The sequence below is a fragment of the Streptomyces sp. NPDC059256 genome (genome assembly GCF_042753785.1).
GTDB lineage: Bacteria > Actinomycetota > Actinomycetes > Streptomycetales > Streptomycetaceae > Streptomyces.
Genome location: NZ_JBHYZO010000005.1, coordinates 188,588 through 214,293, shown reverse-complemented (window position 1 = coordinate 214,293; position 25,706 = coordinate 188,588). Strand labels below are relative to the sequence as shown.

Here is a 25,706-nt window from a genome sequence, read left to right as displayed (position 1 = left end):
CCGCCTAGACCTCCCACACCTCGAAGGCGTCCAGGACGAACTCCGACCCCCAGGCGCCTCCGATCTTCCGCAGCCCCACCCATGCCTCGCCCTCGTCGGGTGCGGTGAACTCATGGCTCCACAGGGTGGGTTCGGTGGCCACCGGGATCGGAGCGCGGTCGAGTTCGCGGGTGTCGACGCCGGTGATCCAGGCGTACTCCCCCGCCTTCTCGTTCTCGTAGCGGAACTGCACCCGGTAGCGCCTGCCCGGCTCGAAGCGCACCAGGTGCTGGACCGTGCGGTAGACCAGGCCCTCGTTCTCACCGCGGGACTTCAGGGACTCGGTGCCGTCGATGACGTCGTCGATCGCCTTGCCGTTCCAGCCCCGCTGGGTGAAGGGGGCGTGGCGTTGGGCGATGTGGGTGCGTGGGTCGGTGGCGCCGCCCGCGTCGCCCTTGACGAAGACGCCCCAGCCCTGGGGCACGTTCTCGAAGTCCTCGTACGCCACGGTGCCCGGTTTGCGGGTGGGGCGGGTGGGGCGGGCGGCGACGATGCGGACGTTGTCGAAGCGGACGCGGGCTTCACCGGCAGCGGCACGCAGGCTGAGGGTGAGGGGGCCGCCGCCCTCGGGGACCGTGAAGTGGGTGAACATCCGCTGGAAGCGCGTGCCGTGCTTGCGGTCCGCCGCCACGTAGTTGACGGCCGTGGAGATGTCGGTCCAGTTCTCGGCCCGTACCCCGTCGGACGTACGCACCTCCAGGCTGGCGCGGCGGCGTTCGCCGGCGGTCGCACCGATCTCGACCTGCACGGAGGCCGCGTAACTGCCGGGTTTCAGCCGGGTCAGCCGCTGGCTGACGGTCGCCGCCGCGCCGGCCGCGATCACCAGTTCGTAGTCCCCGATCGCGCTCAGGGCGACCGACGCGGGGCCGGTGGTCCGCCAGCCGTCGAGGCTCCCCGAGGTGAACCCGGGGTCGTGGAGGGGGGTCGCCTGACCCCAGTCGGGATCGGGCTGCGCGGGCTGTCGGGTGCGGTGGACGACGTACGGCTGTCCCGGCTCGGCGTCGATGGTGATCCGGCCGCCACTGCGCACTCGTAGGTCCTCGATGTGTTCGCGGCCCTGGTCGGTGAGGCGGTAGAGCGCCACGCGGGAGCGGCGCTGCCAGCCGCGGGGCAGACGCCATTCGCTGGTGCCGCCCGTGGGGTTGTAGTGGTAGAGCTTGGTGGGGTCGGTGGCCCGGCGCGGCTCCCAGGGGAGGAGATACGTTCCGCCACGGTAGACCAGACGGCCGTCCGTGGTGATCTTGCGGCTGCCGTCGGCGTCCGAGACCGAGGTGGGGCCGAAGAAGGTGATCTCGTGCTCGTCCCACCGCTTGATGGGGTGCGCCTGGAGGTACTTCGCGGGCAGGGAGTGGGTCCAGATCAGTTCGTAGAAGGCGGGCCAGTCGATCTTGCCGACCCAGCCCTCGAAGTTGCTGGTGCGCGGGATGCCCAGCAGGGTCGGCCACTTGTCGGCGAAGACATCCTTCTGATGGTTGCGGATGAAGCGGATCAGTCGGGAGTTGATGCCGCGGGAGGTGTCGGGGCCGTAGTCGATCTCGGTCGCCCAGTGCGCCCACAGCGCCGAGCGTTCCAGGCCGTGGCCCCACTCGGTGGTGATCTGCCACCCCTGGTCGCGCAGGGCGCGCTGGAGCCGGTCGGAGGTCCAGCCGGATTCGCGGAAGACATCGATGTACAGCATGTTCAGGGCGGGATGGGTTTCGGCGCGCAGATCGGCGAAGCGCCGCACGATGTCACCGCTGACCAGGTCGCGCCGCTGGTCGATGCGGTACGACTGGTCCAGCCAGTCCCACTGCTCGTTGGACTTGTCGACGAGCGTCTCGGAGAAGGCGTTGGCGACCGGATAGGACTCGGTGGCGTTGACGTGCACACCGAAGTCGCTGTTCCACTTCTGCCCTTCGCGGAGCAGGGTGTTGAGATCGGTCAGTCCGCCCGCGCGCTTGTTGTGGTTGCCGGCGTAGTCGGGGTGGGCGGAGTCGTGACCCTCCGACTGGTACCCCTTGAGGAGGGTGTACTGCCGTAGCCCGTCCGTCGCCAGGGAGATGCGTTTCACCTGGTCGAGGGTGGCGAGGAAGGGGTTGGTCGCCTGGGAGGCGAAGTTGAACGGGATGTGGGGCACCACGCGCAGATGCTGTTCGTCGGCTCCCAGTGGGGTGACCATGATGTCCCGGAAGGCGATCGCGGCGTCCTGCCAGTCGACGATGCCGTCGCCGCCGCGGTCCCGGGTGATGACGACGGTGGCGTACGGGAGGGGTTCGGTGGCGTCGGCGGGTGCGGTGGCCGCGCGATGGGTCCACTGGCCGGGGGCGAGTTGGGCCTTCACATAGCCGTCGCGGACCAGTGTCTGGCGCCAGAGCCGGCCGTTCTCCCAGGTGGTGCCGGCCGCGCTGGTGGGTTTGTCCCAGACGGTGTTGGTCTCGATCGCCCCGCCGAGTCGGTCATGGGCGACGACGGCGTACGCGCAGCCGGTGGCGCGGGCCTCCGCGGGGGTCTGGGGTGTGAGCCGGACGAGGGTGTCGCCGCTGGCGGCCTTGTCGAGGTGGATGCGGGCGGCGTGGAGGACGGCGCCGGGCTGGTCGCTGCGGACGGAGAGCAGTGCGAGGTCCGGGATCTGGAGGGTGCCCACGGGCAGTGCGCCGCTGTCCTCGATCCGGGTGACGCGCCAGTGGACCTGCCAGCCGTCGACGCGGATCTCCACGTCGATCTCGGTGGGGCCGAAGCCGAGGGTGTAGGAGACGTGGTCGCGGCGGGCGCGGGCGGTGACGCGCTCCGGGGTGCGGGCCACCGAGTCGATCAGTACGGAGGTGATCGGGTCCTCCTGGCCGTACAGCCGGGCGCCGGACTCGCGGTGGGTGTACGCCAGGATGCGCGGGAAGCCGCTGTCCACGGTGACGTCGAGTTCGGCGGAGCGCAGAACGGTTTCGGCGGGTCCGGTCGGGGAGGCGGACGCGGTGCCCGAGGCACCGAGGGCCGTGCCGGCTCCGGCGAGGGCGGTGGCGGCCACCACGGTTCTACGACTGGGCCCGCGATCTTCTGCGTACACGCTCGTCCTCCTCGTCACGGTCATGCGGTTCACGTCAATCTGGCCGTGACGAACGGGCGTGGCCCATGGACAAAGCGGGGGCAGGTGTTGGACTTAACCACACCAGCCCCCGCCGTCCCGGAGCTAACGTTCTGCAGCGAAGTGAAGCCTTCTTGCCGAGAGAAGGCCCCTGGCCCGTGGCTGACGAATCCCGCCTGGTGCGCCCTGCCCTGCGGGGAGATGGCGGGACTTGACTGACACTGCCTAGAGGGTGGCCGCGGCCGACTTGATGGTGGCGGCGAAGTGGGAGACCTCGGTGTAGACGCCGGGGTAGTTGGGCCGTGCGCAGCCCTGGCCCCAGCTGACTATGCCGACCTGCACCCAGGCGTTGGCGTTGTCGCGGCGGAACATGGGGCCGCCGGAGTCACCCTGGCAGGTGTCGGTGCCGCCCGAGGTGTATCCGGCGCAGATCTCCTCGCGGGCGACCAGGCTCGGGTAGGAGCGCTGGCAACTGGCGTCGGAGACGAACGGAACCTGGGCCTTGAGCTGGTAGCGCTGCTGCGGACCGCCTTCACGGGCCGCACCCCAACCGGCGATGGTGAAGGTGCCGGTGTTGTACGTGGCGGTCTCGGCGAGCTTGAGGGTGGGCAGGTTGATCGGCTGGGCCAGCTTGACCAGCGCCCAGTCCTTGCCCGTGCCGTTGTAGCCGGGCGCCTGGAGGACCTTGGTGGAGCGGACCTTGATCGCACTGGGGCTCTGGAGGTCGACGACGCCCGCGGTGGCGGTGATGGTGGTGTTGGGTCCGGAGCCGTTCACACAGTGGGCGGCGGTCAGTACGACCTGCGGGCTGATCAGGGATCCGCCACAGCCCATGGAGAGCCGCACCATGAAGGGGAATTCACCCTGGGCGGCGCGGGTGCCACCGACGACGGGCGGGGCGGCGGCGGATGCGGTGCTGGGCTGGAGGCTGACGGCGGCGAGGAGGACGGCGCCGGCCGCAGCGGATCTCTTGAGGGTACGCAGAAGATTCAACGGACTGCCCTTCGTGGGGGGTTGAGAAATTGCGCTCCCATCGGGCGATGACCGCACACCTCACTGTTGGACCTGTGCTGTCATGAGCCCGACAAGCGGTGATCCGGATTATGAGCAGTCGATCAGCGGTGCCACAAGGAGCAATTTTCAGCCATGTCAGCAAGGCGCTTCAGGGGTGAGTCTTCGTACAGTTGACCCATGGAGGGGACGCCTCGGGGGCGCGGGTCAGGAGCGGAACATCTGATGGCGAAGGGCAATGAAGTCGTCCACGGCTTCCCCCATCTCGACACCGTGCGGCGAGCGATCACCGCACTCCACCGACGCCTCGCACCCGATGGGCTGCTCGCCTACGCATCGAGCGTCCTCGCCGCCGACGTGGCCTTCTCGGATGACGACGATCTACATCTGGGAGCCCAGACCGTCGCCCAAGCGCTGGTCAACCATCTGCGACTACCGGACGCCCGGATGGTGGTGAGCTTTCGGGAGATGCCTCACGCGGCGACGGTGGAACTGACCGCGGGACCTGAGTACTTCATCGAACTCAACGACCGCTTCCGCCGACACCGGCGGGACGTCGGCGCCGCCCTGGCCCATGAGATCACCCATGTCTGGCTGCACCGACTGGATCTGTCGTTCCCCGACACCCACGACAACGAGATCCTCACCGACACCGTGACGACCTATCTGGGCGCCGGCTGGCTGCTGCTCGACGCCTTCCGCGAGGACCGGGTTTCCAGCCAGAAACTGGGCTATCTGACACCCGAGGAGTTCGGCTATGTCATTGCCAAACGTGCGCTTTTCCTTCACGAAGACCCGGCAACGTGGTTCACCAGCCCACAGGGGTACACCGCGTACACGAAGGGGCGCGCACTGGCGCTGCGCGAGGCCCGACAGCCGCCGCTGACCACCTCGGGCTGGACCGCGAGACACCGCTACGCCAAGGACCGCCGCCAGGCGCTGGAACACCCGGAGCAGGACCGGGCGAACGGGCTGCACCCCTATGCCTTCGAGTCGGGACCGCAGGGGCCGCGGGTCTCCTTCCCCTGCCCGACCTGCCACCAGCGCATCCGCCTCCCCGTCCGCGGACACACCCGGGCCCGCTGCGGCCTGTGCCGCTCGATTCTCGAATGCGACACCTGAGCGATCCCTCGTAGGCTCCGGCCATGACACACCAAGTGGCAGCAGGGTCCGACGCGTTGTTCACGGCTGTCCTTCGGGGTGATGAGGACGCCGTCGTCGCGCTGCTCGGCAGCGGCGTGAGTGCGGAGACGACCGACGAGGACGACCAGACCGCGTTGCACCTGGCATCCGTCCAGGATCAGCCGGGGATCGTACGTCGACTCCTGGCCGCCGGCGCCGACCCCAACCGGGGCAGTGGGCCACAGGCGGGGGAACTACCGCTGTGCGGGGCCGCGATCTGGGGCCATGCCGAGACCGTACGAGCCCTCCTCGAAGCCGGGGCGCGGCCCAACAGCCGTGAGGAATTCGGGGGGACCGCCCTGCTGGGCGCGGTGGAGGGCGGCCATGTGGCCACCGCTGATGTGCTGCTGCGCTTTGGCGCCGACTCCGAACTCGCCCCAGAACAGGGGGTATCGCCCGTGGTCGCGGCGGTGCGCCGGGGGTCGCCCGCCGTCGTACGGGTGCTGCTGGAGCACGGAGTGAGCGAGCCCGGCCAGCGGGTGGCGCTGACCGAGGCCCGTCGGTGGCTGGACCGCGATGTGGCCGAGGACCTGCACACCGAACTGGTACGCACTCATGGCGAGGGCCACCGTGCCGTGACCCGCCGGGAGACGGGCCCGGGCGGAGTCGAGACGGTGGTGGTGGAGTTGCTGCGGAACGACGAGCCCTTCGCCGGTAAGGAGCGGGAGACCGGACACCGGACCATCGGCGCACTGCTGGAAGAAGCACTGGGCGAGCGCACGGGATGAGGGAAGGGCGCGAACACCCGGCTATGCGCGCTCGGCTTCATCGGCGGCGGCACGGGACGGCAGCGCGAGGCAGGCCAGCGCCGTCAACCTGACGATGAACGCACCCCACACCATCGGGAGAACTCCGTCGATCGCCAGGGACAGGTCCATCGTGTCCGCGACCCAGGAGACCAACAGCCAGATCAGGAAGTCCTGGACGAGTCCTATCGTCGCGAGCAGGAGGACCCTCAGGGGAGGCGCGGTCCTGATGTTCTCGGGCCATATGCTGATCAGTTGGTTGAAGATCACGAACAGCGCGAAGGGGATCACCAACGCGGCGAACGAAAAGCCCCCCGGCATGGAGATCCCGGGGAGCACTACGACGGAAAAGGGACACACCTGCGAGAAGTCCCAACACTCTTCTTTGCTTTTGTTCTTCTCTGTGTCTGCTCATGGTTCAGATGATCGCACCAGGTCAGTCGTATTCGGACAAGAGGTACTAACACCCGACGAGTGGCGGCACAATGCCCTCATGACCACTACCGTGAGCACCAAGACCGTCACGTCCCGTGATCTCTGGCTTCTCTTCGAACCGATCCACTCCGTCACGTACTTCACCCCGGAAGGCACCTCCGTGTTCGAGGAGGCCGGGCTACGCGGCTTCTGGCGCGGCTACTTCGCCGGTCGGTCGGCGCCGCTGGGCACCGTGGGCGCCGGAGCGGCGACGGGGGCGTTCTGCTCTTACGCGCCCACGATGGTCGCGGAAGCACTGCCCTCCGTCTGGGCCCAGATCACCCCGTCCGAGGCGCTCGACGTACGGCGCGAAGGCGCGCGGGCCGCCCTGACCCGCCTCCTCGCGGGCCAGGAGGAACGGAGCGAGCAGGCAGCCGAGTTGCTGTCCGAGGTCGCAGCCGCCCCCGACTGCGCGGGTCGCACCCTCGCAGCGGCGAACGCAGCGCTCCCCTGGCCCAAGGACCCGCTCGACCGCCTGTGGCACGCGGCGACCGTCCTGCGCGAACACCGCGGTGACGGGTACGTGGCCGCACAGACCGCGGCCGACCTCGACGGCTGCGAGATCCTGCTACTGCGCACGGGCATCGACCTGCCGCGCAGTGAGCTCCAGCCCTACCGCGGCTGGAGCGACACGGAGTGGGAAGAGGCGGGGCAACGCCTCAAGGAGCGGGGGCTGCTGACCCCGGACGGCCGGGCCACCGAGGACGGTCGGCGCCTGCACGCGGCGATCGAGGACACCACCGACCGGGTGTCCGCCCGACCGTGGGCCGGCGCCGATCTGCATCTGATCGCCGAGACCCTGACCCCACTCGCGGACGCGGTCGCCAAGGTGCTGCGCTTCCCGAACCCGGTGGGACTCCCGGACCGGCCAGGGCGATAGCGCCGTACCGTACAGAGCCGGGCGGGCCCGCCCGCCCGGCATCCAGAGACCGTGATCCACCCGGCGCTCCCGCCGCGTCCCCCGTGTGCCGCCCGAGCGGCCGGGGTCCTCTGTGCCAGGAGTGCGCCGGATCAACGGCGGCGACGCACCGTCAACTCCTCGCCCGGCCGCCAGGACCGCAGCACCATCTCGTCGCCCTCCACCGAGGTCCGCACCACATCCGCGAGTTCCACCCGGAAGAGATGGAACGGCAGCGGATGCTCGATCGCCTCGGCGAACCGGGCCAACTCCTCGGGGTCGGTGATCTCCACCGCCCGTCCGGACAGCTTGACGTCTCCCCCGTCCATCGAGTCGTCCGTGCCCGGGTTGGCGTGCAGAGCCAGCCGTGGGTCTCGTACGAGGTCCCGGGCCTTGAGCGAGTCGGGCATCATCCCCAGCCAGAGCTGTCCCTCGCGGAAGATCACTTCAAGCCCCGTCACCCTCGGCGATCCGTCCTTGCGCAGGGTGGCGAGGACATGGTGGCGGTGGCGTGCGAAGCGCGCCTGCACGGTCTGGGCGAAGTCGGGTTCGGCGTGCTGGAAGTCGGCCCACGAGGAGCCGACCGCGGGGGCTTGTGCAGTCATGACGTCACCTCACCATGAAATCCCGACATCTCCTGTCCGGTTTTGCCGGTGTCGGTGAAACACCCGTGGATGAATCGTGCTGTCCTGGAAGGTGGGCGTACCGCCCGGGCGGCGGTGGGGAGGACGCTGACCCCCGACCCCGATCAGGAGGTTGTGATGGCGATCCTGATGCACGCCACCATGCCCGGTGTCACCACCGAGCAGTACGACGCGCTCAACAAGGAACTCCAGGCGCTGCCGGGCGACACCTTCGCCGGCTGCCTCACCCATGTGTGCGTGGCCGCCTCGACCGGTATCGAGGTCTATGACCTCTGGGAGTCCAAGGAGGCCATGGAGAAGTTCTTCACGGTGATGATGCCGGTCACGGAACGGCTCGGCTGGAGCGCTCCCGAGCAGGAGCCGACCCAGTACGAGGTCTACAACCACTGGGTTGCGGGGAAGTGACCGCCGACATCCGGTGACCCCTCCCCCAGCAGTCGTGCCCGACCAGCGCTGACCGTTCCCTCAGCGACGAAGGGGCGCGGCCGGGTGGATGGGTGCGCTCAGCCGACGATGCCCTGTGCCCGCGCGGCGGCAAGCCAGCGCGGAAACTCGCCCACAAGCCGGTCGTACAGTTCCCCGTCCGGCACCTGGCGGGGGTCGAGACCCGCGTGGAAGTAACCGGCGTTGTCCACGGGCCGCTTGTCCGGCACCGCCAGTTCATCGAGTTTGCGCAGGAAGTCGAACTGGGTGCTGCGCGTGTTGCCGAAGCCGACGAACTGCCAGAACAGCGGAAGCTTCGCCGCCTTGCAGACGTACCGCTCGGCCGCGAGCTTGTTGATCGGGCCGCCGTCCGTCTGGAAGACCACCAGGGCGGGTGCGGTCGACCCGCTGTCGATGTAGTGGTCGATCACCGCGTCCATCGCCAGGTGGTAGCTCGTCTTCCCCATGTGCCCGAGGCCGGCGACTATCTGGGCGACCCGCCCGCGGTGGTTGTCCAGGGCGATGTCGGTCACCGCGTCGACATCGGTGGAGAAGAAGACCACCGGGACGATGCCGTCGTCATCGAGGTTGGCCGAGAGCCCGAGCACCCGGTCGGCGAGCGCCTGGACGCTGCCGTCCCGGTAGTAGTCCTTCATCGAGCCGGAGTAGTCCAACACCAGGTAGACGGCGACGCGATGGCCGTCGAGACGGTGCTTGCGCAGGGAGACCCCGGCCGACTTGTAGAGGCTGACCAGAGCGGGCGCCCGCTGCTCGACCTTCTGAAGACTGATCGCCGGTCCCCCGGCAGTGCGCAGTACGGCCATGGCGCTGCTCCCCCTTCGTCCGCCGCCCCCGGCAGACGTCCCCATAGATCGACAGTGCACCCGAGATTACGTCATACGTACGACATCGGACCGATGGCCGACGACAATGGGGTTGACCTCAAGCAAAGTTGAGGTTGAACGATGGGCGCATGACCCCACCACGGCCGTCCCGCCCCCTGCTGACCCTGCTCATCGTCCTCTTCGGCTATCTCTCCCTGCCGATGGGGATGACGGGAACCTCCGTCGCCCTGCCCGAGATCGGCCGGGACCTCGACGCATCCGGCGCGGCCCTCCAGTGGGTGGTCACCGGATACATGCTGGCCGCCTCGTCCACGATGCTGGTGGCCGGCTCACTCGGCGATCTCTTCGGCCGTCGGAGGGTGTACGCGCTCGGAGCCTTCCTCTACGCAGCCGGAATCCTCGGCTCCGCCGCCGCGCCCGATGTGCTGGTGCTCGATGTGGCCCGCACGATCGCGGGCGTCGGCGGAGCCGCGGTGATGGCCGGCGGGGGCGCGATCATCGCCACCGTCTTCGAAGGCCCCGCCCGGGCACGGGCGTTCGCCGCCGTGGGCACCACCGCGGGCGTGGGGCTGGCGATCGGTCCGACGCTGTCGGGATGGCTGGTCGGAGGGCTCGGCTGGCGCTCGTCCTTCCTGGTCTTCGGAGTCGCAGGCGCGCTGATCCTGCTCGCCGGTCGACTGATACCGGAGTCACGGGCGGCCGTGCGGCCCCGTGTCGACCGGCCGGGGGTGGCGAGCTTCATCGCCGGCCTGGCGCTGCTGATGTTCGCCGTCACCCAGGGCTCGCAGTCGGGTTGGACCAGTGCGGCGGTCCTCATCCCGCTGCTGGGGGGCCTGGCGCTCCTCGCGGTCTTCGTGGCCGTCGAACGCCGCAGCGACCACCCCGTCCTGGAGCTGACTCTGGTGCGCGACCGTGCGTTCTCCGGATGGCTGGTCGGGGCGGTGTTCATCACCGCGGGCTCGGTCGGGGTACTGGTCTTCCTGCCCACCTACCTCCAGGGCACGGGCGGGCTCTCCGCCCAGGGCGCAGGGCTGGTCCTGCTGATGGCGACCGCTCCGGTCTTCGTCTTCCCCACTGTGGGCGGGCGGCTCGTCGCCCGTGGACTGCCCGCGCGGCACCTGATCCTCGGAGCCCTGCTGCTGACGGCCGCGGGCAACCTCTGGCTCGCCCTCGCCCTCGCCCCGGACGCGGGGCTCACCCGGCTGGCCGCTCCCCTGCTGCTGATCGGCACGGGCAACGGGCTGGCACTCGGACAGATCGAGGTCCAGGCGCTCGGGGCGGTCGCCCCGGAACGCGTGGGCATGGCTTCGGGGCTGCTCGGCACGGCCCGCGGTGGGGCGGGCGCCCTGGTCATGGCGGGCTTCGGATCCCTGCTGGTGACCCTGGTGGATGCCCGGACCGGTGATCGCGGGCTCACGGCCGGGGTGACGGCGGGGCAGCGCCCGGAGGCGGCGGGCGAGTTCACCGACGCCTGGCAGTGGGTGGTGACGGGGATCGCGCTGGTCCTCGCCCTGGCGGCCGTGCTGGTCCACCGGCTGCTGCGACCGGGCGCGAACCGAGCGGACGGGCCGCAGCCGTCGGTGTCACGGGAGCCCGAACCGGGTCCCGAGCCCGTGCCGAGCGCCTGACGGCTCGGGCCCGTGTCGTACCGGAGAGGGACTGCGCGAAAAAGCGATGCGACGCCTGCCCAGGTCCGGTCGGGGACGGGGCAGGCGCCGCGCTAGTTCCGCACGCCGTTGTACGGGACGATCTTGGACCAGGGCCGGTTTCGGGCCCCGGTGCGACGGGTCAGACGGTCAGTGCCCGGTCCGTCGGGCGGACCGGTGCGGGCAACTCGCTCGCCCCGGTCAGGAAGCGGTCCACGCCACGGGCGGCGGAGCGGCCCTCGGCGATGGCCCACACGATCAGCGACTGACCGCGTCCGGCGTCCCCTGCAACGTACACGCCTTCGACATTGGTCGCGTAATCGGCGTCCCGCACGATGTTGCCGCGGCCGTCGAGATCGAGACCGAACTGCTGGACCAGGCCGTTCTCCTGGTCCGTGCCGGTGAAGCCCATCGCGAGCGTGACCAACTGGGCCGGGATGCTGCGCTCGGTGCCGGGCTTCTGCTCCAGCTTGCCGTCCTTGAACTCCACCTCGATCAGGTGCAGCGACTGGACATTGCCGTCCTCGTCGCCCTCGAAGTGGGTCGTGGAGACGGAGTACACCCGCTCGCCACCCTCCTGGTGCGCGGAGGTGACCTTGTAGAGCATGGGGAAGGTGGGCCAGGGCTGGCCGGCGCTGCGCTCCTCACCCGGGCGGGGCATGATCTCCAACTGGGTCACGGACGCGGCGCCCTGTCGGTGGGCCGTACCCACACAGTCGGCACCCGTGTCACCGCCGCCGATGACGACGACGTGCTTGCCCGCTGCGGTGATCGGCGGGGCGATGAAGTCGCCCTCCTGCACCTTGTTGGCGAGCGGCAGGTACTCCATCGCGAAGTGGATGCCGCGCAGGTCACGGCCGGGCACCGGCAGATCGCGGGAGACGGTCGCACCGGCAGCGACGACCACCGCGTCATAGCGGCGGCGCAGTTGGGCCGCTTCGATGTCCCGGCCGATCTCGACCTCGGTACGGAACTTGGTGCCCTCCGCGCGCATCTGCTCGATGCGTCGGTTGATGTGCACCTTCTCCATCTTGAACTCGGGGATGCCGTACCGCAGCAGTCCGCCGATCCGGTCGGCGCGCTCGTAGACGACGACGGTGTGACCTGCCCTGGTCAGTTGCTGCGCGGCGGCCAGTCCGGCCGGACCGGAGCCGATGACGGCGACCGTCTTGCCCGAGAGCCGCTCCGGCGGCTGCGGGGTCACGTCACCGGAGTCCCACGCCTTGTCGATGATGGAGACTTCGACGTTCTTGATGGTGACGGCGGGCTGGTTGATGCCGAGGACGCACGCCGACTCACAGGGCGCCGGACACAGCCGCCCGGTGAACTCCGGGAAGTTGTTGGTGGCGTGCAGCCGCTCGCTGGCGGCGGCCCAGTCCTCGCGGTACGCGTAGTCGTTCCACTCCGGGATCAGGTTCCCGAGCGGACAGCCGTTGTGGCAGAACGGGATGCCGCAGTCCATGCAGCGGCCGGCCTGCTTGCTGATGATCGGCAGCAGGGAGCCGGGAACGTAGACCTCGTTCCAGTCCTTGAGACGCTCGCCCACGGGGCGGGACTTGGCGACTTCGCGCCCGGTGGTCAGGAAGCCCTTGGGGTCAGCCATTGATCGCCGCCTCCATCATCTTCTCAGTGGTCTCCTGCTCGGAGAGACCGGCGAGCTCAGCGGCGTCCTTGGCGGCGAGCACTGCCTTGTACGTGGTTGGGATGATCTTGCTGAATCGTTCGACGTTCACCGACCAGTCGGCCAGCAGCTTCGCGGCGACGGTGGAGCCGGTCTCCTCCTGGTGCCGGCGCACGACATCGTGCAGCCACTGCCTGTCGGTGTCGGAGAGGGGCTCGATCGCGGCCAGGTTGCCCGCGTTCACGTTGTCCCGGTCGAGGTCGATCAGATAGGCGACGCCACCGGACATGCCGGCCGCGAAGTTGCGTCCGGTCTCGCCGAGGACGACCGCGTGGCCACCGGTCATGTACTCGCAGCCGTGGTCGCCCACGCCCTCCGAGATCACGGTGGCACCGGAGTTGCGGACGCAGAACCGCTCGCCCGTGCGTCCGCGCAGGAAGATCTCGCCACCGGTCGCGCCGTAGGCGATGGTGTTGCCTGCGATGGTGGAGAACTCCGCCAGGTGGTCGGCGCCGCGGTCGGGCCGGACGATGACCCGGCCGCCGGACAGGCCCTTGCCGACGTAGTCGTTGGCGTCGCCCTCCAGCCGCAGGGTGACACCGCGCGGTACGAAGGCGCCGAAGGACTGGCCTGCGGAGCCCGTGAAGGTGATGTCGATGGTGTCGTCGGGCAGTCCGGCACCGCCGAACGCCTTGGTCACCTCGTAGCCCAGCATCGTGCCCACGGTGCGGTTGATGTTGCGGATGGCCACCTGGGCGCGCACCGGCTGGGCGGCCTCGGGGCTCTCCGCCTTCAGGGCGTCGATGGCGAGCTTGATCAGCTCGTTGTCGAGTGCCTTCGACAGTCCGTGGTCCTGCTCGATGAGGGCGTGGCGCACCGCACCCTCGGCGAGTACCGGCACGTGGAACAGCGGCGCCAGGTCGAGGCCCTCGGCCTTGAAGTGGTTGACGGCCCGCTCGGTCTCCAAGAGCTCGGCGTGACCGACGGCCTCCTCGACGGAGCGGAAGCCCAGTTCGGCGAGGAGTTCACGGACCTCTTCGGCGATGAACTCGAAGTAGTTGACGACGTACTCGGCCTTGCCGGAGAAGCGTTCGCGCAGTACCGGGTTCTGGGTGGCGATGCCGACCGGGCAGGTGTCCAGGTGGCAGACGCGCATCATGACGCAGCCCGAGACGACGAGCGGCGCGGTGGCGAAGCAGTACTCCTCGGCACCGAGCAGCGCGGCGATGACGACGTCACGGCCAGTCTTGAGCTGACCGTCGGTCTGGACGACGATCCGGTCCCGCAGTCCGTTGAGCAGCAGGGTCTGCTGTGTCTCGGCCAGCCCCAGCTCCCAGGGGCCGCCCGCGTGCTTCAGCGAGGTCAGCGGGGACGCTCCCGTACCGCCGTCGTGTCCGGAGATCAAGACCACGTCGGCGTGGGCCTTGGAGACGCCGGCTGCGACCGTTCCGACACCGACCTCGGAGACGAGCTTGACGTGGATGCGGGCCCGCGGGTTGGCGTTCTTGAGGTCGTGGATCAGCTGGGCGAGATCCTCGATGGAGTAGATGTCGTGGTGCGGGGGCGGGGAGATCAGGCCCACGCCGGGGGTGGAGTGCCGGGTCTTGGCGACCCAGGGGTAGACCTTGTGGCCGGGCAGCTGGCCGCCCTCGCCGGGCTTGGCTCCCTGCGCCATCTTGATCTGGATGTCGTCGGCGTTCACCAGGTACTCGCTGGTGACACCGAAGCGGCCGGAGGCGACCTGCTTGATGCTGGAGCGACGGACCGGGTCGTACAGGCGGTCCGGGTCCTCGCCGCCCTCACCGGTGTTCGACTTGCCGCCGAGTCGGTTCATGGCGATGGCGAGGGTCTCATGGGCCTCGTGCGAGATGGAGCCGTAGGACATGGCGCCGGTGGAGAACCGCTTGACGATCTCGCTGACCGGCTCGACCTCGTCCAGCGGGATGGACTCGCGCCCGCTCTTGAAACCGAAGAGCCCGCGCAGGGTCATCAGCCGCTCGGACTGCTCGTTCACCCGGTCCGTGTACTGCTTGAAGATGTCGTAGCGGCGGTTGCGGGTGGCGTGCTGGAGGCGGAAGACCGTCTCCGGGTCGAACAGGTGCGGCTCGCCCTCGCGCCGCCACTGGTACTCGCCGCCGATGTCCAGCGCGCGGTGCGCCGGGGCGATGCCGGAGGTGGGGTACGCCTTGGTGTGCCGGGCCGCGACCTCGCCGGCGACGATGTCGAGTCCCGCGCCGCCGATCTTGGTGGCGGTGCCGTTGAAGTACTTCTCGACGAACGCCGAGTCCAGGCCGATGGCCTCGAAGACCTGGGCGCCCCGGTAGGAGGCGACGGTCGAGATGCCCATCTTGGACATGACCTTGAGGACGCCCTTGCCGAGCGCGTAGATCAGGTTGCGGATGGCTTGCTCGGGCTCGATGCCCTCGATGAAGGTGCCCGCGCGGACCAGGTCCTCGACGGACTCCATCGCCAGGTAGGGGTTCACCGCTGCGGCGCCGAAGCCGATCAGCAGGGCGACGTGGTGCACCTCGCGGACATCGCCCGCCTCCACCAGCAGGCCCACCTGGGTGCGCTGCTTGGTGCGGATGAGGTGGTGGTGTACCGCGGAGGTCAGCAGCAGCGAGGGGATCGGAGCGTGCTCGGCGTCCGAGTGGCGGTCGGAGAGCACGATCAGCCGGACGCCGGACTCGATGGCGGCGTCGACCTCGACACAGATGGCGTCGATGCGGGCGGCGAGCGCCTCACCGCCTCCGCTGACGCGGTAGAGGCCGGAGAGCGTGGCCGCCTTCATCCCGGGCAGGTTGCCGTCGGCGTTGATGTGGATGAGCTTGGCCAGCTCATCGTTGTCGAGCACCGGGAAGGGCAGGGTGACACTGCGGCAGGAGGCCGCGGTGGGCTCCAGGATGTTGCCCGCGGGGCCCAGCGACGAGTGCAGCGAGGTGACGAGCTCTTCGCGGATCGCGTCCAGCGGAGGGTTGGTGACCTGCGCGAACAGCTGGGTGAAGTAGTCGAACAGCAGCCGGGGGCGCGCGGAGAGCGCGGCGATCGGGGAGTCGGTTCCCATGGAGCCGAGGGGCTCTCCACCCGTCCTCGCCATCGGCGCGAGGATGATGCGGAGCTCCTCCTCCGTGTACCCGAAGGTCTGCTGACGGCGGGTGACCGAGGCGTGGGTGTGGACGATGTGCTCGCGCTCGGGCAGATCGCTGAGCTCGATGGTGCCGGCGTCCAGCCACTCCGCGTAGGGCTGCTCCGCGGCGAGGGTGGACTTGATCTCGTCGTCCTCGATGATGCGGTGTTCCGCGGTGTCGACGAGGAACATCTTGCCGGGCTGGAGGCGGCCCTTGCGGATGACCTTCGCCGGGTCGATGTCGAGGACGCCGACCTCGGACGAGAGCACGACCAGACCGTCGTCGGTGACCCAGTAGCGACCGGGGCGCAGACCGTTGCGGTCGAGGACCGCGCCGACCTGGACACCGTCGGTGAAGGTCACACAGGCGGGGCCGTCCCAGGGCTCCATCATCGTGGAGTGGTACTGGTAGAAGGCGCGCCGGGCCGGGTCCATCGAGTCGTGGTTCTCCCACGCCTCGGGGACCATCATCAAGACGGAGTGGGGCAGGGAGCGTCCGCCGAGGTGGAGGAGTTCCAGCACCTCGTCGAAGGAGGCGGAGTCGGAGGCGTCCGGGGTGCAGACCGGGAAGATCCGCTCCAGCTGCTGGGCGTCACCGCCGAAGAGGTCGGAGGCGAGCTGGGACTCGCGGGCCCGCATCCAGTTGCGGTTGCCCTTGACGGTGTTGATCTCACCGTTGTGGGCGACGAAGCGGTACGGGTGTGCCAGCGGCCAGCTCGGGAAGGTGTTGGTCGAGAACCGCGAGTGGACCAGGGCCACGGCGGTGGCGATCCGCCGGTCGGAGAGGTCCGGGAAGAAGGGCTCCAGCTGGCCGGTGGTCAGCATGCCCTTGTAGACGATCGTGCGGGCGGAGAGCGAGGGGAAGTAGACCCCGGCCTCGCGCTCGGAGCGCTTGCGCAGCACGAATGCCTTGCGGTCCAGGGCGATGCCCTGGCTGGCACCGTCACCGACGAAGATCTGTCGGAAGACGGGCATGGTGGCGCGGGCGGTGGCGCCGAGCAGCTCGGGGGCCACGGGGACCTCGCGCCAGCCGAGGACGGTGAGTCCTTCCTCCGTGGCGATGGTCTCGATCCGTGAGACGGCGTCGTCGGTCCCCTGCTCCGGCAGGAAGGCGATTCCGACGGCGTACGCCCCGGCCTCGGGCAGTTCGCATCCGCTGACCTCGCGCAGGAACGCGTCCGGAACCTGGAGCAGGATGCCGGCGCCGTCTCCCGAGTCGGGCTCGGAGCCGGTGGCACCGCGGTGCTCAAGGTTGCGGAGTACGGTCAGCGCCTGTTCCACCAGCTCATGGCTGGCCACACCGGTCAGGGTGGCCACAAACCCGACACCACAGGCGTCGTGTTCGTTACGAGGGTCGTACATCCCCTGAGCAGCGGGGCGACCGTCCATGGGCGACCAGGCGTCGGAACGCATCGGCTCTCCCGTCGTCGTCGTGGCATGTTCAGTGCCGAGGGACGACGTTGGCCCTCTGCGAAATTTCGTGCAGGTTACATGATGGAGTGATTCTCGGAAAGTGGATTCTTCATTCCAACATGCGGACACCCTGGGGGGTGCGGTGAGGTCGCCTTCGGTCAGATCGAGGCCCTGGTGCGGAGCGGGCTTCTTTGCCAGCAGCGCCTACGGCTCATGCCCTGTGATGACGGAATCGAAACCGCCGGGTTACATGACTGTTCTTGCGGCGCCATGCATAGTGTCTCACCCTCGCCGGAATCCGGCTCGGGGACGTCCGTCACACTGGCGTGGCCTGCGAAGACCCACAGTCACCGCGCCTAGCGCGCCGGGGCAGCGCCGTAGGCGCACACGGGGCGCGTCACCTGCGGAGACCGTACGAATTGCGGCGCCGGGGCCGCGCCAGGGAGTGCCTTCGAAGACCCGGCCTAGAGCGCCGCACCGAGCAGGGATCCGAGCCCATAGGTGATCGCCGCCGCCACTGAGCCCAGCGCCAGCTGCCGCAGTCCGCTGTACCACCAGCTGCGCGCCGTCACCCGGGCCACCAGGGCGCCGCAGGCGAAGAGACCCACCAGTGCCAGCAGCACCGCGGGCCAGAGCTCCGCCGCCCCCAGCAGATACGGCAGGACAGGCAGCAGCGCACCCAGCGCGAACGCGCCGAACGACGAGACGGCGGCCACCAGCGGTGACGGCAGATCGTCGGGATCGATCCCCAGCTCCTCGCGGGCATGGATCTCCAGGGCCTGCTCGGGGTCCCGGGAGAGCTGGAGGGCCACCTCGCGGGCGAGCGCGGGCTCCACACCGCGGGAGACGTAGAGCCCGGCGAGCTCCTCCATCTCGTCGACGGGATGCTTGCGCAGCTCCTTGCGCTCCACTTCCAACTCCGCCTGGACCAGCTCCCGCTGGGAGGCGACCGAGGTGTACTCGCCGGCCGCCATCGAGAACGCGCCCGCGGCGAGCCCTGCGAGGCCGGTGATGACGATGGTCTGCGGGGCGACCGCGCCGCCCGCGACTCCGGTCATCAGCGCCAGGTTGGAGACGAGTCCGTCCATCGCACCGAAGACCGCGGGGCGCAGCCAGCCACCGTTGACATCGCGGTGGGAGTGGTTGTCCCGGTGCGCCTCGTGCAGCGGCGCCGCGGTTTCCATGATGGACACGCTGTCCCCTCTCTTCCTGCCGTGTTCGGCGTGTTCCCGGCTGCGGATCAATCGACCTCGCCACCTGTCGAACACCTCGAAAATACGCGCGAAGTAAGGGGCGCGCCAGGAAGGCAGGCCGTACTTACCTCCTCGACGCTGGAGAACATTTGGGGTGACAAGAGGTGATTGTCTGACTCGTGATGCCTGCCTCGGGGCACAGATGGTCGCAACCTGACTCGCGCGTGAAAGGGGCCCGCCCCATGGAGTTGGCCGTCTGCCACCCCACAGACCCTCTCGGGAGCAGGCATCGGCGCCCCTCGGCGCCACCCGCCCCCGTGCCGTACTCGATGCTCAGGGATCGCGCGTGCGGCGCCCTCATCGGACTGGCCGTGGGCGATGCCCTCGGCGCCCCGGCGGAGAATCTGCGCCCCTCGGAGATCCGTAGGCGCTGGGGGCGCATCGAAGGCTTCGTCACCGACGATCCGGCCGGCACGGACGACACCGAGTACGCGATCTTCTCGGGGCTACTCCTGGCCCGGCACGGCTCCGCGCTCACCGTGGCCCACGTGGAGAAGGCGTGGCACCACTGGATCGCCGATCTGGACGAGGGCCCGTTCCGCGGCGCGGGATTCAGCGAGCGCGGCACCCTGGAGAACCTGCGGCGCGGTCTGGCCGCCCCCATCTCGGCCCAGCACCGGCACGCCTGGAGCGACGGACTGGCGATGCGGGCGGCGCCTTTCGGGGTGTTCGCCGCGGGGCGTCCGCTCGAAGCGGCCAGGCTGGTCGCCATCGACGGCACCGTCAGCCATGACGGGGAAGGCATCTACGGAGGCCAAGCGGTGGCGGCTGGAGTGGCAGCCGCCATGGCCGGCGCCGGTCCGGCCGGGGTGATCGGCGCGGCGCTCTCGGTGATCCCCCTCGACTCCTGGACCTCCCGCTCGTTGCGCCGCGGTGTGGTGGCGGCCCAACGGGTGTACGAGGACACCCTGACCATGGAACGCGCCGTGCGCTCCTCGGTAGTGATCGGCGGCTACCCCTGGACGGACCTGGCACCGGAGGCGGTGGGGCTGGCGTTCGGCGCCTTCGCCGCGGCCCGGGGGGACTTCCGCACCTCCGTGCTCACGGCGGTCAACATGGGGCGCGACGCCGATACGACGGCGGCGGTCGCGGGCGCGCTGGCGGGCGCGGTCTTCGGCGCGTCCGCGATCCCGGTCGAGTGGTCTTCGGCGATCGGCCCGGTCCGGGGCAGTTGCCTCCCGTCGATGAGGGGACAGCACATCCTGGACATCGCCGATCTGCTGATGCCAGACGACGATCCGCAGGTCGCCTCGTGAGGAACGGCCGCGCGGGCCACGGCGGGGCCCCGGCGCCCCGGGCCATCGAGGGCCTGCTGCTCGGGCTCGCCGCCGGGGACGCGGCGGGCTGGCCCGCCGCCCGCCACCGGGCCGCCCGGATGCCCGAGTGGACCCGCCGGCTCACCCGTGAACTCGACACCTTCGCCGAACAGAACGCCACCACCACCCTGCCCGTGCCCATCGCCCTCAACCAACCGCCCGAGCCACTGCGGCTCGGCCCGTCCGACGACGCCGAATGGGCCGCCTTCACCGCGGAGACCGTCCTCACCGCGGCCGGCCCGCTGTTCGCGTCCCTGCCGCCCGCCCGACGGATGCGGGCCGCCGTCGACCTCGCCTGGAACTCCCTCGCCGCCGCGATCGCCGCCGCCGCCGAGCGTGCGCCCGAGGTCGAATCGGCGGTTCTGCCCCTGCGGGCACGGATCTCGGTACGGGCGGGCCTCGGGAACCTGGCCACCGGACTGCGCCCGCCTGCCACCGGTCATGACAACCCCCACTACTTCGACGACGCGGCCTGTGTGCGGGCGGTGGTCCTGGCCGTCGCCCACCCCGGGGACCCGAGTTCGGCGGCGACGCTCGCCGAGTTCGACGCGCGCTACACCCAGGACGGGGACGGAGTGCACGGCGCACGGGCGATGGCCGCGGCGATCGCGGCGGCCCTCGGAGGCGCCCGGGTCGACGAGGCCGTGGACGCGGCGCTCGCCCAACTCCCCGACACCACCGAGATCGGCCGCAACGCCCAGCACGCGGTCAAACTCGCCCGGGACGCGGACGCCGCCTTCGACCTCGTACCCCTGTTGGAACATCAGATCGTCGACCACGTCTACAGCTACGGAATCGCCGCCGCCGAGACCGTGCCGGTGGCGCTCGCCGTCGCCACCGCCGCCCGCGGCCGGGTCGCGGAGGCGGTGCCGGCAGCGGCCTGCCTCTCCCGGGTCGCCGACTCGGCGCCCGCCCTCGCCGGGGCACTGACCGGGGCACTCGGCGGTGGAGACACCATCCCCGGCAGTTGGCGAGACGCCTGCCGCACCCTCGCGGGGTGTGCGCTTCCGCGTCTCGCGGGAACCGACCTCGTCGAACTCGCCGAGTTGCTCGCACACACGGAACTGACCGCCCCGGGTGGACAATTCCGGCATGACGCTGAAATCCGAGAGGTTCACGCTCGCGACCCCCACCCTCGATGACCGGATCACCGGCAGTCTGATCGGCGCAGCCGTCGGCGATGCGCTGGGCGGCCCGGTGGAGGGGTACTCACCCGAGCAGATCGCCGAACGGCACGGCGGCAGGATCCACGGCATCGTCGGCCCCTGGCACGGCGAACGCTGGCGCACCGCCCGCCCCCTCGCCCCGTACCACAAGGGCGACGGCCACATCACCGACGACACCCTGATGACGCACGCCCTGATCCGGGTGTACGCCCGGGTACGTGACCATCTGGACGCCTATGCGATCGCCGACCACCTGGTGCCGGACCTGATCTCCACCCCCCGGTGGATCCCCGAACTCGAAGCAGCCGCCCTGCCCCTCCAACGCATCTTCCTCGCCGAGAAGTGGCTGGTGACACGGCTCCACTACGGCCATCACGACCCGCGCGAGGCGGGCTACGGAAACATCGTCAACTGCGGCGCGGCGATGTACATGGCTCCCGTCGGGCTCGTCAACGCGGGCCACCCCGAGGCCGCTTACGCCGAGGCCCTGGACATCGCGGGCGCCCACCAGTCCTCGTACGGGCGCGAGGCGGCCGGAGTCTTCGCCGCCGCGGTCGCCGCCGCCTGTCGCCCCGGAGCGACACCCACCTCCGTCCTGGAGGCAACGCTCCTGCTGGCCAAGGACGGGACCCGGTCGGCCATCGAAGCGGTGGCCGACGTCGCCAGCGGCTACACGGACTTCGAATCGGCGCTGTCCCCGCTCAGGGCCGCGGTCGCCCCCTTCGACACCGTCGGATCCGACTACCGCGCGCCGTCCCTGGCCGCCCGCAGGGCCTCCCGGCTCCATGCGATCGAAGAACTCCCGGTGGCACTGGGCATGCTGATCGTCGGGGCGGGCGACTACCGCCACACGGTGTTGGGCGCCGTGAACTACGGCCGGGACTGCGACTCCATCGCCACCATGGCCGGAGCGATCGCGGGGGCGCTCCAGGGCGAGTCGGCCATCCCTCACGACTGGGCGAAGCAGGTCGCCGAGGCCAGCCGGCTCGATCTGCACGCCCCAGCGCTCGAACTCGCCGCGGTGGCCCGCGAGGTCTTCGCCCGGGACCGGGAGCGCAGACGCGCCCATGAATCCGCGTTCGCCCTGCTCACCGCGGAAGCACGATGAAGACCCCGGCCCCACCGCACGCCCCTGCCCCCGGTTCCACCGCAGCGCCGCCGATCCACGACCCGACCGCCGCACCCCACCCCCAGGGGGGTCGGATGGCCTCGGGCCGCGAGGGCGACCGGCAGCGCACGGACACCTCTCGTACGGACACACCGGGTACGGACACCGCGCGTTCTGCCGGATTGCGCCTGACCTGGGTACAGCCCGAGGACCTCATCGGCCATGAGCTGCGGCAGGCATCGGAGGACGGCCGGGACGCGCGGGCCATCGCCGCCCGCTGGCAGCTCGCGGGCGGCGCCGCACCTCCATCCACTGCGGGAGCGTCCACATCACCCGCACCCCCCGAACTGCGCGCCCTCGCACTACGCCTCCTCGACGAGTTGGCGGACCTGGCCGCGCCCCGGGAGACGACCGAGCCGACCGAGCTGCACGCCATCCGTGCGCTCTGCCCCGACTGGCCCGCGCCACCCGAACGAGGCTCGCCCACCCCAGACGACAGCATCGACCCGTTCGATTCACCCTCACCGTCCGAGAGCGCACCGGCGCCCCACCTCCAGGCCCTCCACGCGGCCTGGCTCGGCCGGGCGGCCGGCTGCCTGCTGGGCAAGCCGGTCGAGAAGCTCCCGCTCGCCGCGATCCGCGCCATCGGTCGCGCGACCGACAACTGGCCCCTGAACAACTGGTTCACCGCACGGGGCCTGCCGGCCGAACTGAGCCGGGCCCACCCGTGGAACCGACGCTCCGCAGCCACCTCGCTCGCCGAGAACATCGACGGGATGCCCGAGGACGACGACCTCAACTACCCGCTGCTCAACCTGCTGCTGCTCCAGCGGTACGGGCGCGACTTCCGCACGGACGACGTGGCCTGGCTCTGGCTCGACGAACTGCCCGCAGGGCGCACCTTCACCGCGGAGCGCATCGCCCTGCGCAATCTCCTCTTCGGTCTGGAACCCCCGCTCTGCGCCCGCCACCACAACCCCTTCCGGGAGTGGATCGGAGCCGCCATCCGGGCGGACGTCCACGGCTGGACCAACCCCGGCGCCCCGGGCCGAGCAGCCGCCCAGGCCCAGCGGGACGCCGCACTCACCCACACCGGGAGCGGCGTCCACAGCGCCATGTTCATCGCCGCCGCCATCGCGGCGGCTGCCGAGCCCGACGTCGACGTCCACCGGGCCCTGTCCATCGGCCTCTCCGTCGTACCCCCCGCCTCCCGGCTGGCCCGTGCGGTCCGCGACGCCATCGAGACCGCCCGGCAGGAAGCGGACTTCGACACCGTCGTCGACCATCTGCACACGGCCCACGGCCACTACCACTGGGTCCATGCGATCCCCAATGCGGCACTGCTCGCCGCCGCCCTGACCCATGCCGACGGGGACTTCACCGGCTCCATCTGCCGTGCGGTCAGCGGAGGATGGGACACCGACTCCAACGGTGCGACCGCAGGTTCCCTCGCGGGGCTGCTCGCCCGACGGCCCGAAGCGCTTCCCCGGCGGTGGACCGCACCCCTGAAGAACCGCCTCTCCACGTCCATCGGCGCGTTCGACGGCATCGGCTTCGACGCGCTCGCCCACCTCACCCACCAGGAGGCGCTCCGCCCATGACCGGCATCGCAGTGCTCGGCAGCACCAACATGGACCTGGTGGCGTACGTCGCCCGCGCACCGAAGCTCGGGGAGACCGTCACCGGGCGGGAGTTTCGCACCATCCCCGGCGGCAAGGGAGCCAATCAGGCGGTCGCCGCCGCACGCGCGGGCGGTGAGGTCACCATGATGGGCGCGGTCGGGTCGGACGCCTTCGGCGACCAGCTACGACAGACCCTGATCTCCTCCGGGGTCGACATCGATCTGCTGCGCACGGCCGACGGCCCCTCCGGCACCGCCCATATCGTCGTCGACGACGACGGGGGCAACGCCATCGTCGTCGTTCCCGGCGCCAATGGCACGGTCACCGCGCTCGCCCCCGGTGACGAGGCCCTGATCGCCACCGCCGATCTGCTCCTCCTCCAACTCGAACTCCCCCTGAGCGCCGTACTCGACGGAGCACGCGCAGCCCGTCGACACGGCGTACGGACCGTGTTGACCCCGGCACCCGCCCAGCCGCTCTCCGACGAACTCCTGTCCGCAGTCGACCTCCTGGTGCCCAACGAGCACGAGGCCGCGACACTCACCGGCACCGCCGACCCCCATCAGGCGGCGGTCGAACTGCTGCGCAAAGTGCCGGAGGTCGTGATCACCCTCGGAGCGGCCGGCAGTCTCCACGCAAGCCGTGACACCGAGCCCTTCACCGTCTTCGCTCCCGAGGTGACGGCGGTGGACACCACCGGAGCGGGCGACACCTTCGTCGGCACCCTGGCCGTCGCCCTCGGAGAGCGGCGGCCCGTGGCCGAAGCCCTGCGCTGGGCCTCCGCAGCCGCCGCCCTGTGCGTCCAGCGCCATGGCGCATCCACCTCCATGCCCTACCGCTCGGAGATCGACAACGCCTCATGACTCAGCCATCGCACACCCCCCACGCGCCCCTGCACGGGATGCGCGTCCTCGATCTGGCCACCCTCTTCGCCGGACCGCTCGCCGCCACCATGCTCGGCGACTTCGGCGCCGAAGTGATCAAAGTGGAGCATCCCCTGCGCCCGGACCCGTCCCGCGGCCACGGCCCGGCCAAGGACGGCATCGGCCTGTGGTGGAAGGTACTGGGCCGCAACAAGCGCACGATCACCCTCGATCTGTCCGCCCCCGGTGGACGCGACACCCTGCTCAAGCTCGCCACCACCGCCGATGTGGTCATCGAGAACTTCCGCCCGGGCACCTTGGAGCGATGGGGCCTTGGCTGGCCCGAGTTGAGCTCGGCCAATCCCCGTCTGGTGCTGGCGCGCGTCACGGCGTTCGGACAACACGGCCCCTACTCCCATCGACCCGGGTTCGGCACGCTCGCCGAAGCGATGAGCGGCTTCGCCGCCATCACGGGTGAGCCCGACGGCCCTCCGACCCTGCCCCCCTTCGGTCTTGCCGACTCGATCGCGGCACTCGCCACGGCCTACGCCGTACTGACGGCACTCACCGCGCGCCACACCACCGAGCGCGGACAGATGGTCGACATGGCGATCATCGAACCGATCCTGACCGTCCTCGGCCCCCAGCCGCTCTGGTACGACCAACTCGGCTATGTCCAGCCCCGCACGGGCAACCGCTCGCGCAACAACGCCCCGCGCAACACCTATCGAACGGCCGATGGGCACTGGGTCGCCGTCTCCACCTCGGCACAGTCCATCGCCGAGCGGGTGATGCGGCTGGTGGGCCGCCCCGATCTGGTCGACGAGCCCTGGTTCACCACCGGGGCCGGGCGCGCCGAACACTGCGACGTACTCGACGAGGCCGTCGGCCACTGGATCGGGCGGCGGACCCGCGCCGAGGCCCTGACCGCCTTCGAGAAGGCGGAAGCGGCCATCGCACCCGTCTACGACGTCCGCGATGTGATGGACGATCCCCAGTTCCGTGCGCTGGAGAGCATCACCGAGGTCCCCGATCCGGATCTTGGCCCCATCCGTATGCAGAACGTCCTCTTCCGACTGTCCGAGACGCCCGGAGCCATCCGATGGGCGGGCCGTGCCCATGGATCGGACACGGAGGCGGTACTGACCGAACTGGGTCTGACCGCTGCCGACATCACCGCACTACGCACCCAGGGAGCCGTATGACCCCTCCCGAGATCCCTCAGATCCCCCAGATCCCCCAGATCCCCCC

At 70.2% G+C, this 25,706-nt stretch carries 19 protein-coding genes; 11 read left to right on the top strand and 8 right to left on the bottom strand.

Annotation, left to right across the window (positions count from 1 at the left end; genetic code table 11):
• Positions 1–4: 4 nt before the first annotated feature.
• Both ACFXJL_RS14880 and ACFXJL_RS14875 read right to left on the bottom strand, forming a co-directional pair.
• Complete coding sequence (locus tag ACFXJL_RS14880; RefSeq protein ID WP_384692411.1) at positions 5–3,103, bottom strand: endo-alpha-N-acetylgalactosaminidase family protein; 3,099 nt, start codon at positions 3,101–3,103, stop codon at positions 5–7.
• A gap of 219 nt (positions 3,104–3,322) precedes the next feature.
• Entirely contained in the window at positions 3,323–4,090 is a 768-nt protein-coding gene (locus ACFXJL_RS14875) for a serine protease (protein WP_358877718.1), read from the bottom strand.
• Between the two features lie 243 nt (positions 4,091–4,333).
• Between ACFXJL_RS14875 and ACFXJL_RS14870 the strand changes: the two genes are divergently transcribed.
• Complete coding sequence (locus tag ACFXJL_RS14870) at positions 4,334–5,230, top strand: hypothetical protein (protein WP_384692407.1); 897 nt, start codon at positions 4,334–4,336, stop codon at positions 5,228–5,230.
• A 23-nt stretch (positions 5,231–5,253) separates the two neighbouring features.
• Positions 5,254–6,018, top strand: a complete 765-nt coding sequence (locus ACFXJL_RS14865; RefSeq protein WP_384692404.1) for an ankyrin repeat domain-containing protein — start codon at positions 5,254–5,256, stop codon at positions 6,016–6,018.
• A gap of 21 nt (positions 6,019–6,039) precedes the next feature.
• Here ACFXJL_RS14865 and ACFXJL_RS14860 read toward each other — a convergent pair whose 3' ends face one another.
• Complete coding sequence (locus tag ACFXJL_RS14860) at positions 6,040–6,357, bottom strand: hypothetical protein (protein ID WP_384692401.1); 318 nt, start codon at positions 6,355–6,357, stop codon at positions 6,040–6,042.
• 172 nt (positions 6,358–6,529) lie between these two features.
• Here ACFXJL_RS14860 and ACFXJL_RS14855 point away from each other — a divergent pair, with 172 nt between their 5' ends.
• The gene (locus tag ACFXJL_RS14855; RefSeq protein WP_358877722.1) at positions 6,530–7,390 is read left to right on the top strand and encodes a hypothetical protein; all 861 of its coding nucleotides are present in this window, start codon (positions 6,530–6,532) and stop codon (positions 7,388–7,390) included.
• Between the two features lie 131 nt (positions 7,391–7,521).
• On the opposite strand, the gene ACFXJL_RS14850 is transcribed toward ACFXJL_RS14855, so the two are convergent.
• Positions 7,522–8,013 (bottom strand): pyridoxamine 5'-phosphate oxidase family protein, encoded by a 492-nt coding sequence (locus ACFXJL_RS14850; RefSeq protein WP_358877723.1) that lies wholly within the window; start codon positions 8,011–8,013, stop codon positions 7,522–7,524.
• A 69-nt stretch (positions 8,014–8,082) separates the two neighbouring features.
• Between ACFXJL_RS14850 and ACFXJL_RS14845 the strand changes: the two genes are divergently transcribed.
• Positions 8,083–8,457, top strand: coding sequence for a hypothetical protein (locus tag ACFXJL_RS14845; RefSeq protein ID WP_384692397.1), 375 nt, complete (start codon positions 8,083–8,085; stop codon positions 8,455–8,457).
• A 98-nt stretch (positions 8,458–8,555) separates the two neighbouring features.
• Here the strand turns inward: ACFXJL_RS14845 and ACFXJL_RS14840 are convergent, their stop codons facing one another.
• A complete protein-coding gene (locus tag ACFXJL_RS14840; protein WP_329017265.1) occupies positions 8,556–9,299 on the bottom strand; it encodes a VWA domain-containing protein in 744 nt (247 codons plus the stop codon).
• Between the two features lie 149 nt (positions 9,300–9,448).
• On the opposite strand from ACFXJL_RS14840, the gene ACFXJL_RS14835 reads away from it, so the two are divergent.
• A complete protein-coding gene (locus tag ACFXJL_RS14835; RefSeq protein WP_384692394.1) occupies positions 9,449–10,948 on the top strand; it encodes an MFS transporter in 1,500 nt (499 codons plus the stop codon).
• A gap of 160 nt (positions 10,949–11,108) precedes the next feature.
• On the opposite strand, the gene ACFXJL_RS14830 is transcribed toward ACFXJL_RS14835, so the two are convergent.
• From ACFXJL_RS14830 to ACFXJL_RS14820, 3 genes are all read right to left on the bottom strand, one after another.
• Positions 11,109–12,569 (bottom strand): glutamate synthase subunit beta, encoded by a 1,461-nt coding sequence (locus ACFXJL_RS14830; RefSeq protein ID WP_358877727.1) that lies wholly within the window; start codon positions 12,567–12,569, stop codon positions 11,109–11,111.
• Positions 12,562–17,127, bottom strand: coding sequence for a glutamate synthase large subunit (gene gltB, locus ACFXJL_RS14825; RefSeq protein ID WP_384692391.1), 4,566 nt, complete (start codon positions 17,125–17,127; stop codon positions 12,562–12,564). Before gltB ends, ACFXJL_RS14830 begins: the two co-directional genes overlap by 8 nt.
• Before the next feature lie 464 nt (positions 17,128–17,591).
• Positions 17,592–18,320 carry a VIT1/CCC1 transporter family protein gene (locus tag ACFXJL_RS14820; RefSeq protein WP_384692388.1) on the bottom strand — a complete coding sequence of 243 codons (729 nt, stop codon included), beginning with the start codon at positions 18,318–18,320 and terminating at the stop codon, positions 17,592–17,594.
• Between the two features lie 242 nt (positions 18,321–18,562).
• On the opposite strand from ACFXJL_RS14820, the gene ACFXJL_RS14815 reads away from it, so the two are divergent.
• Genes ACFXJL_RS14815 through ACFXJL_RS14790 form a run of 6 tightly spaced genes read left to right on the top strand, consistent with a single transcriptional unit; the run spans position 18,563 to position 25,660 of the window.
• A complete protein-coding gene (locus ACFXJL_RS14815; protein WP_384634841.1) occupies positions 18,563–19,636 on the top strand; it encodes an ADP-ribosylglycohydrolase family protein in 1,074 nt (357 codons plus the stop codon).
• On the top strand, positions 19,633–20,838 hold the full coding sequence (locus ACFXJL_RS14810; RefSeq protein ID WP_384634837.1) for an ADP-ribosylglycohydrolase family protein: 1,206 nt from the start codon (positions 19,633–19,635) through the stop codon (positions 20,836–20,838). Before ACFXJL_RS14815 ends, ACFXJL_RS14810 begins: the two co-directional genes overlap by 4 nt.
• The gene (locus ACFXJL_RS14805; protein ID WP_358877731.1) at positions 20,789–21,970 is read left to right on the top strand and encodes an ADP-ribosylglycohydrolase family protein; all 1,182 of its coding nucleotides are present in this window, start codon (positions 20,789–20,791) and stop codon (positions 21,968–21,970) included. Before ACFXJL_RS14810 ends, ACFXJL_RS14805 begins: the two co-directional genes overlap by 50 nt.
• The gene (locus ACFXJL_RS14800) at positions 21,967–23,571 is read left to right on the top strand and encodes an ADP-ribosylglycohydrolase family protein (protein ID WP_384692384.1); all 1,605 of its coding nucleotides are present in this window, start codon (positions 21,967–21,969) and stop codon (positions 23,569–23,571) included. The genes ACFXJL_RS14805 and ACFXJL_RS14800 overlap by 4 nt, the downstream gene beginning before the upstream one ends.
• Complete coding sequence (rbsK, locus tag ACFXJL_RS14795; protein WP_358877733.1) at positions 23,568–24,455, top strand: ribokinase; 888 nt, start codon at positions 23,568–23,570, stop codon at positions 24,453–24,455. The genes ACFXJL_RS14800 and rbsK overlap by 4 nt, the downstream gene beginning before the upstream one ends.
• The gene (locus ACFXJL_RS14790; RefSeq protein WP_358877734.1) at positions 24,452–25,660 is read left to right on the top strand and encodes a CoA transferase; all 1,209 of its coding nucleotides are present in this window, start codon (positions 24,452–24,454) and stop codon (positions 25,658–25,660) included. The genes rbsK and ACFXJL_RS14790 overlap by 4 nt, the downstream gene beginning before the upstream one ends.
• Positions 25,661–25,706: the final 46 nt, after the last annotated feature.

Coding starts and splice junctions, on each gene's coding strand:
- ACFXJL_RS14880 (WP_384692411.1), bottom strand. CDS start 3,103: ATGACCGTGACGAGGAGGACGAGCGTGTACGCAGAAGATCGCGGGCCC.
- ACFXJL_RS14870 (WP_384692407.1), top strand. CDS start 4,334: ATGGCGAAGGGCAATGAAGTCGTCCACGGCTTCCCCCATCTCGACACC.
- ACFXJL_RS14865 (WP_384692404.1), top strand. CDS start 5,254: ATGACACACCAAGTGGCAGCAGGGTCCGACGCGTTGTTCACGGCTGTC.
- ACFXJL_RS14860 (WP_384692401.1), bottom strand. CDS start 6,357: ATGCCGGGGGGCTTTTCGTTCGCCGCGTTGGTGATCCCCTTCGCGCTG.
- ACFXJL_RS14855 (WP_358877722.1), top strand. CDS start 6,530: ATGACCACTACCGTGAGCACCAAGACCGTCACGTCCCGTGATCTCTGG.
- ACFXJL_RS14850 (WP_358877723.1), bottom strand. CDS start 8,013: ATGACTGCACAAGCCCCCGCGGTCGGCTCCTCGTGGGCCGACTTCCAG.
- ACFXJL_RS14845 (WP_384692397.1), top strand. CDS start 8,083: ATGAATCGTGCTGTCCTGGAAGGTGGGCGTACCGCCCGGGCGGCGGTG.
- ACFXJL_RS14840 (WP_329017265.1), bottom strand. CDS start 9,299: ATGGCCGTACTGCGCACTGCCGGGGGACCGGCGATCAGTCTTCAGAAG.
- ACFXJL_RS14835 (WP_384692394.1), top strand. CDS start 9,449: ATGACCCCACCACGGCCGTCCCGCCCCCTGCTGACCCTGCTCATCGTC.
- ACFXJL_RS14830 (WP_358877727.1), bottom strand. CDS start 12,569: ATGGCTGACCCCAAGGGCTTCCTGACCACCGGGCGCGAAGTCGCCAAG.
- gltB (WP_384692391.1), bottom strand. CDS start 17,127: ATGCGTTCCGACGCCTGGTCGCCCATGGACGGTCGCCCCGCTGCTCAG.
- ACFXJL_RS14815 (WP_384634841.1), top strand. CDS start 18,563: ATGGAGTTGGCCGTCTGCCACCCCACAGACCCTCTCGGGAGCAGGCAT.
- ACFXJL_RS14805 (WP_358877731.1), top strand. CDS start 20,789: ATGACGCTGAAATCCGAGAGGTTCACGCTCGCGACCCCCACCCTCGAT.
- ACFXJL_RS14800 (WP_384692384.1), top strand. CDS start 21,967: ATGAAGACCCCGGCCCCACCGCACGCCCCTGCCCCCGGTTCCACCGCA.
- rbsK (WP_358877733.1), top strand. CDS start 23,568: ATGACCGGCATCGCAGTGCTCGGCAGCACCAACATGGACCTGGTGGCG.
- ACFXJL_RS14790 (WP_358877734.1), top strand. CDS start 24,452: ATGACTCAGCCATCGCACACCCCCCACGCGCCCCTGCACGGGATGCGC.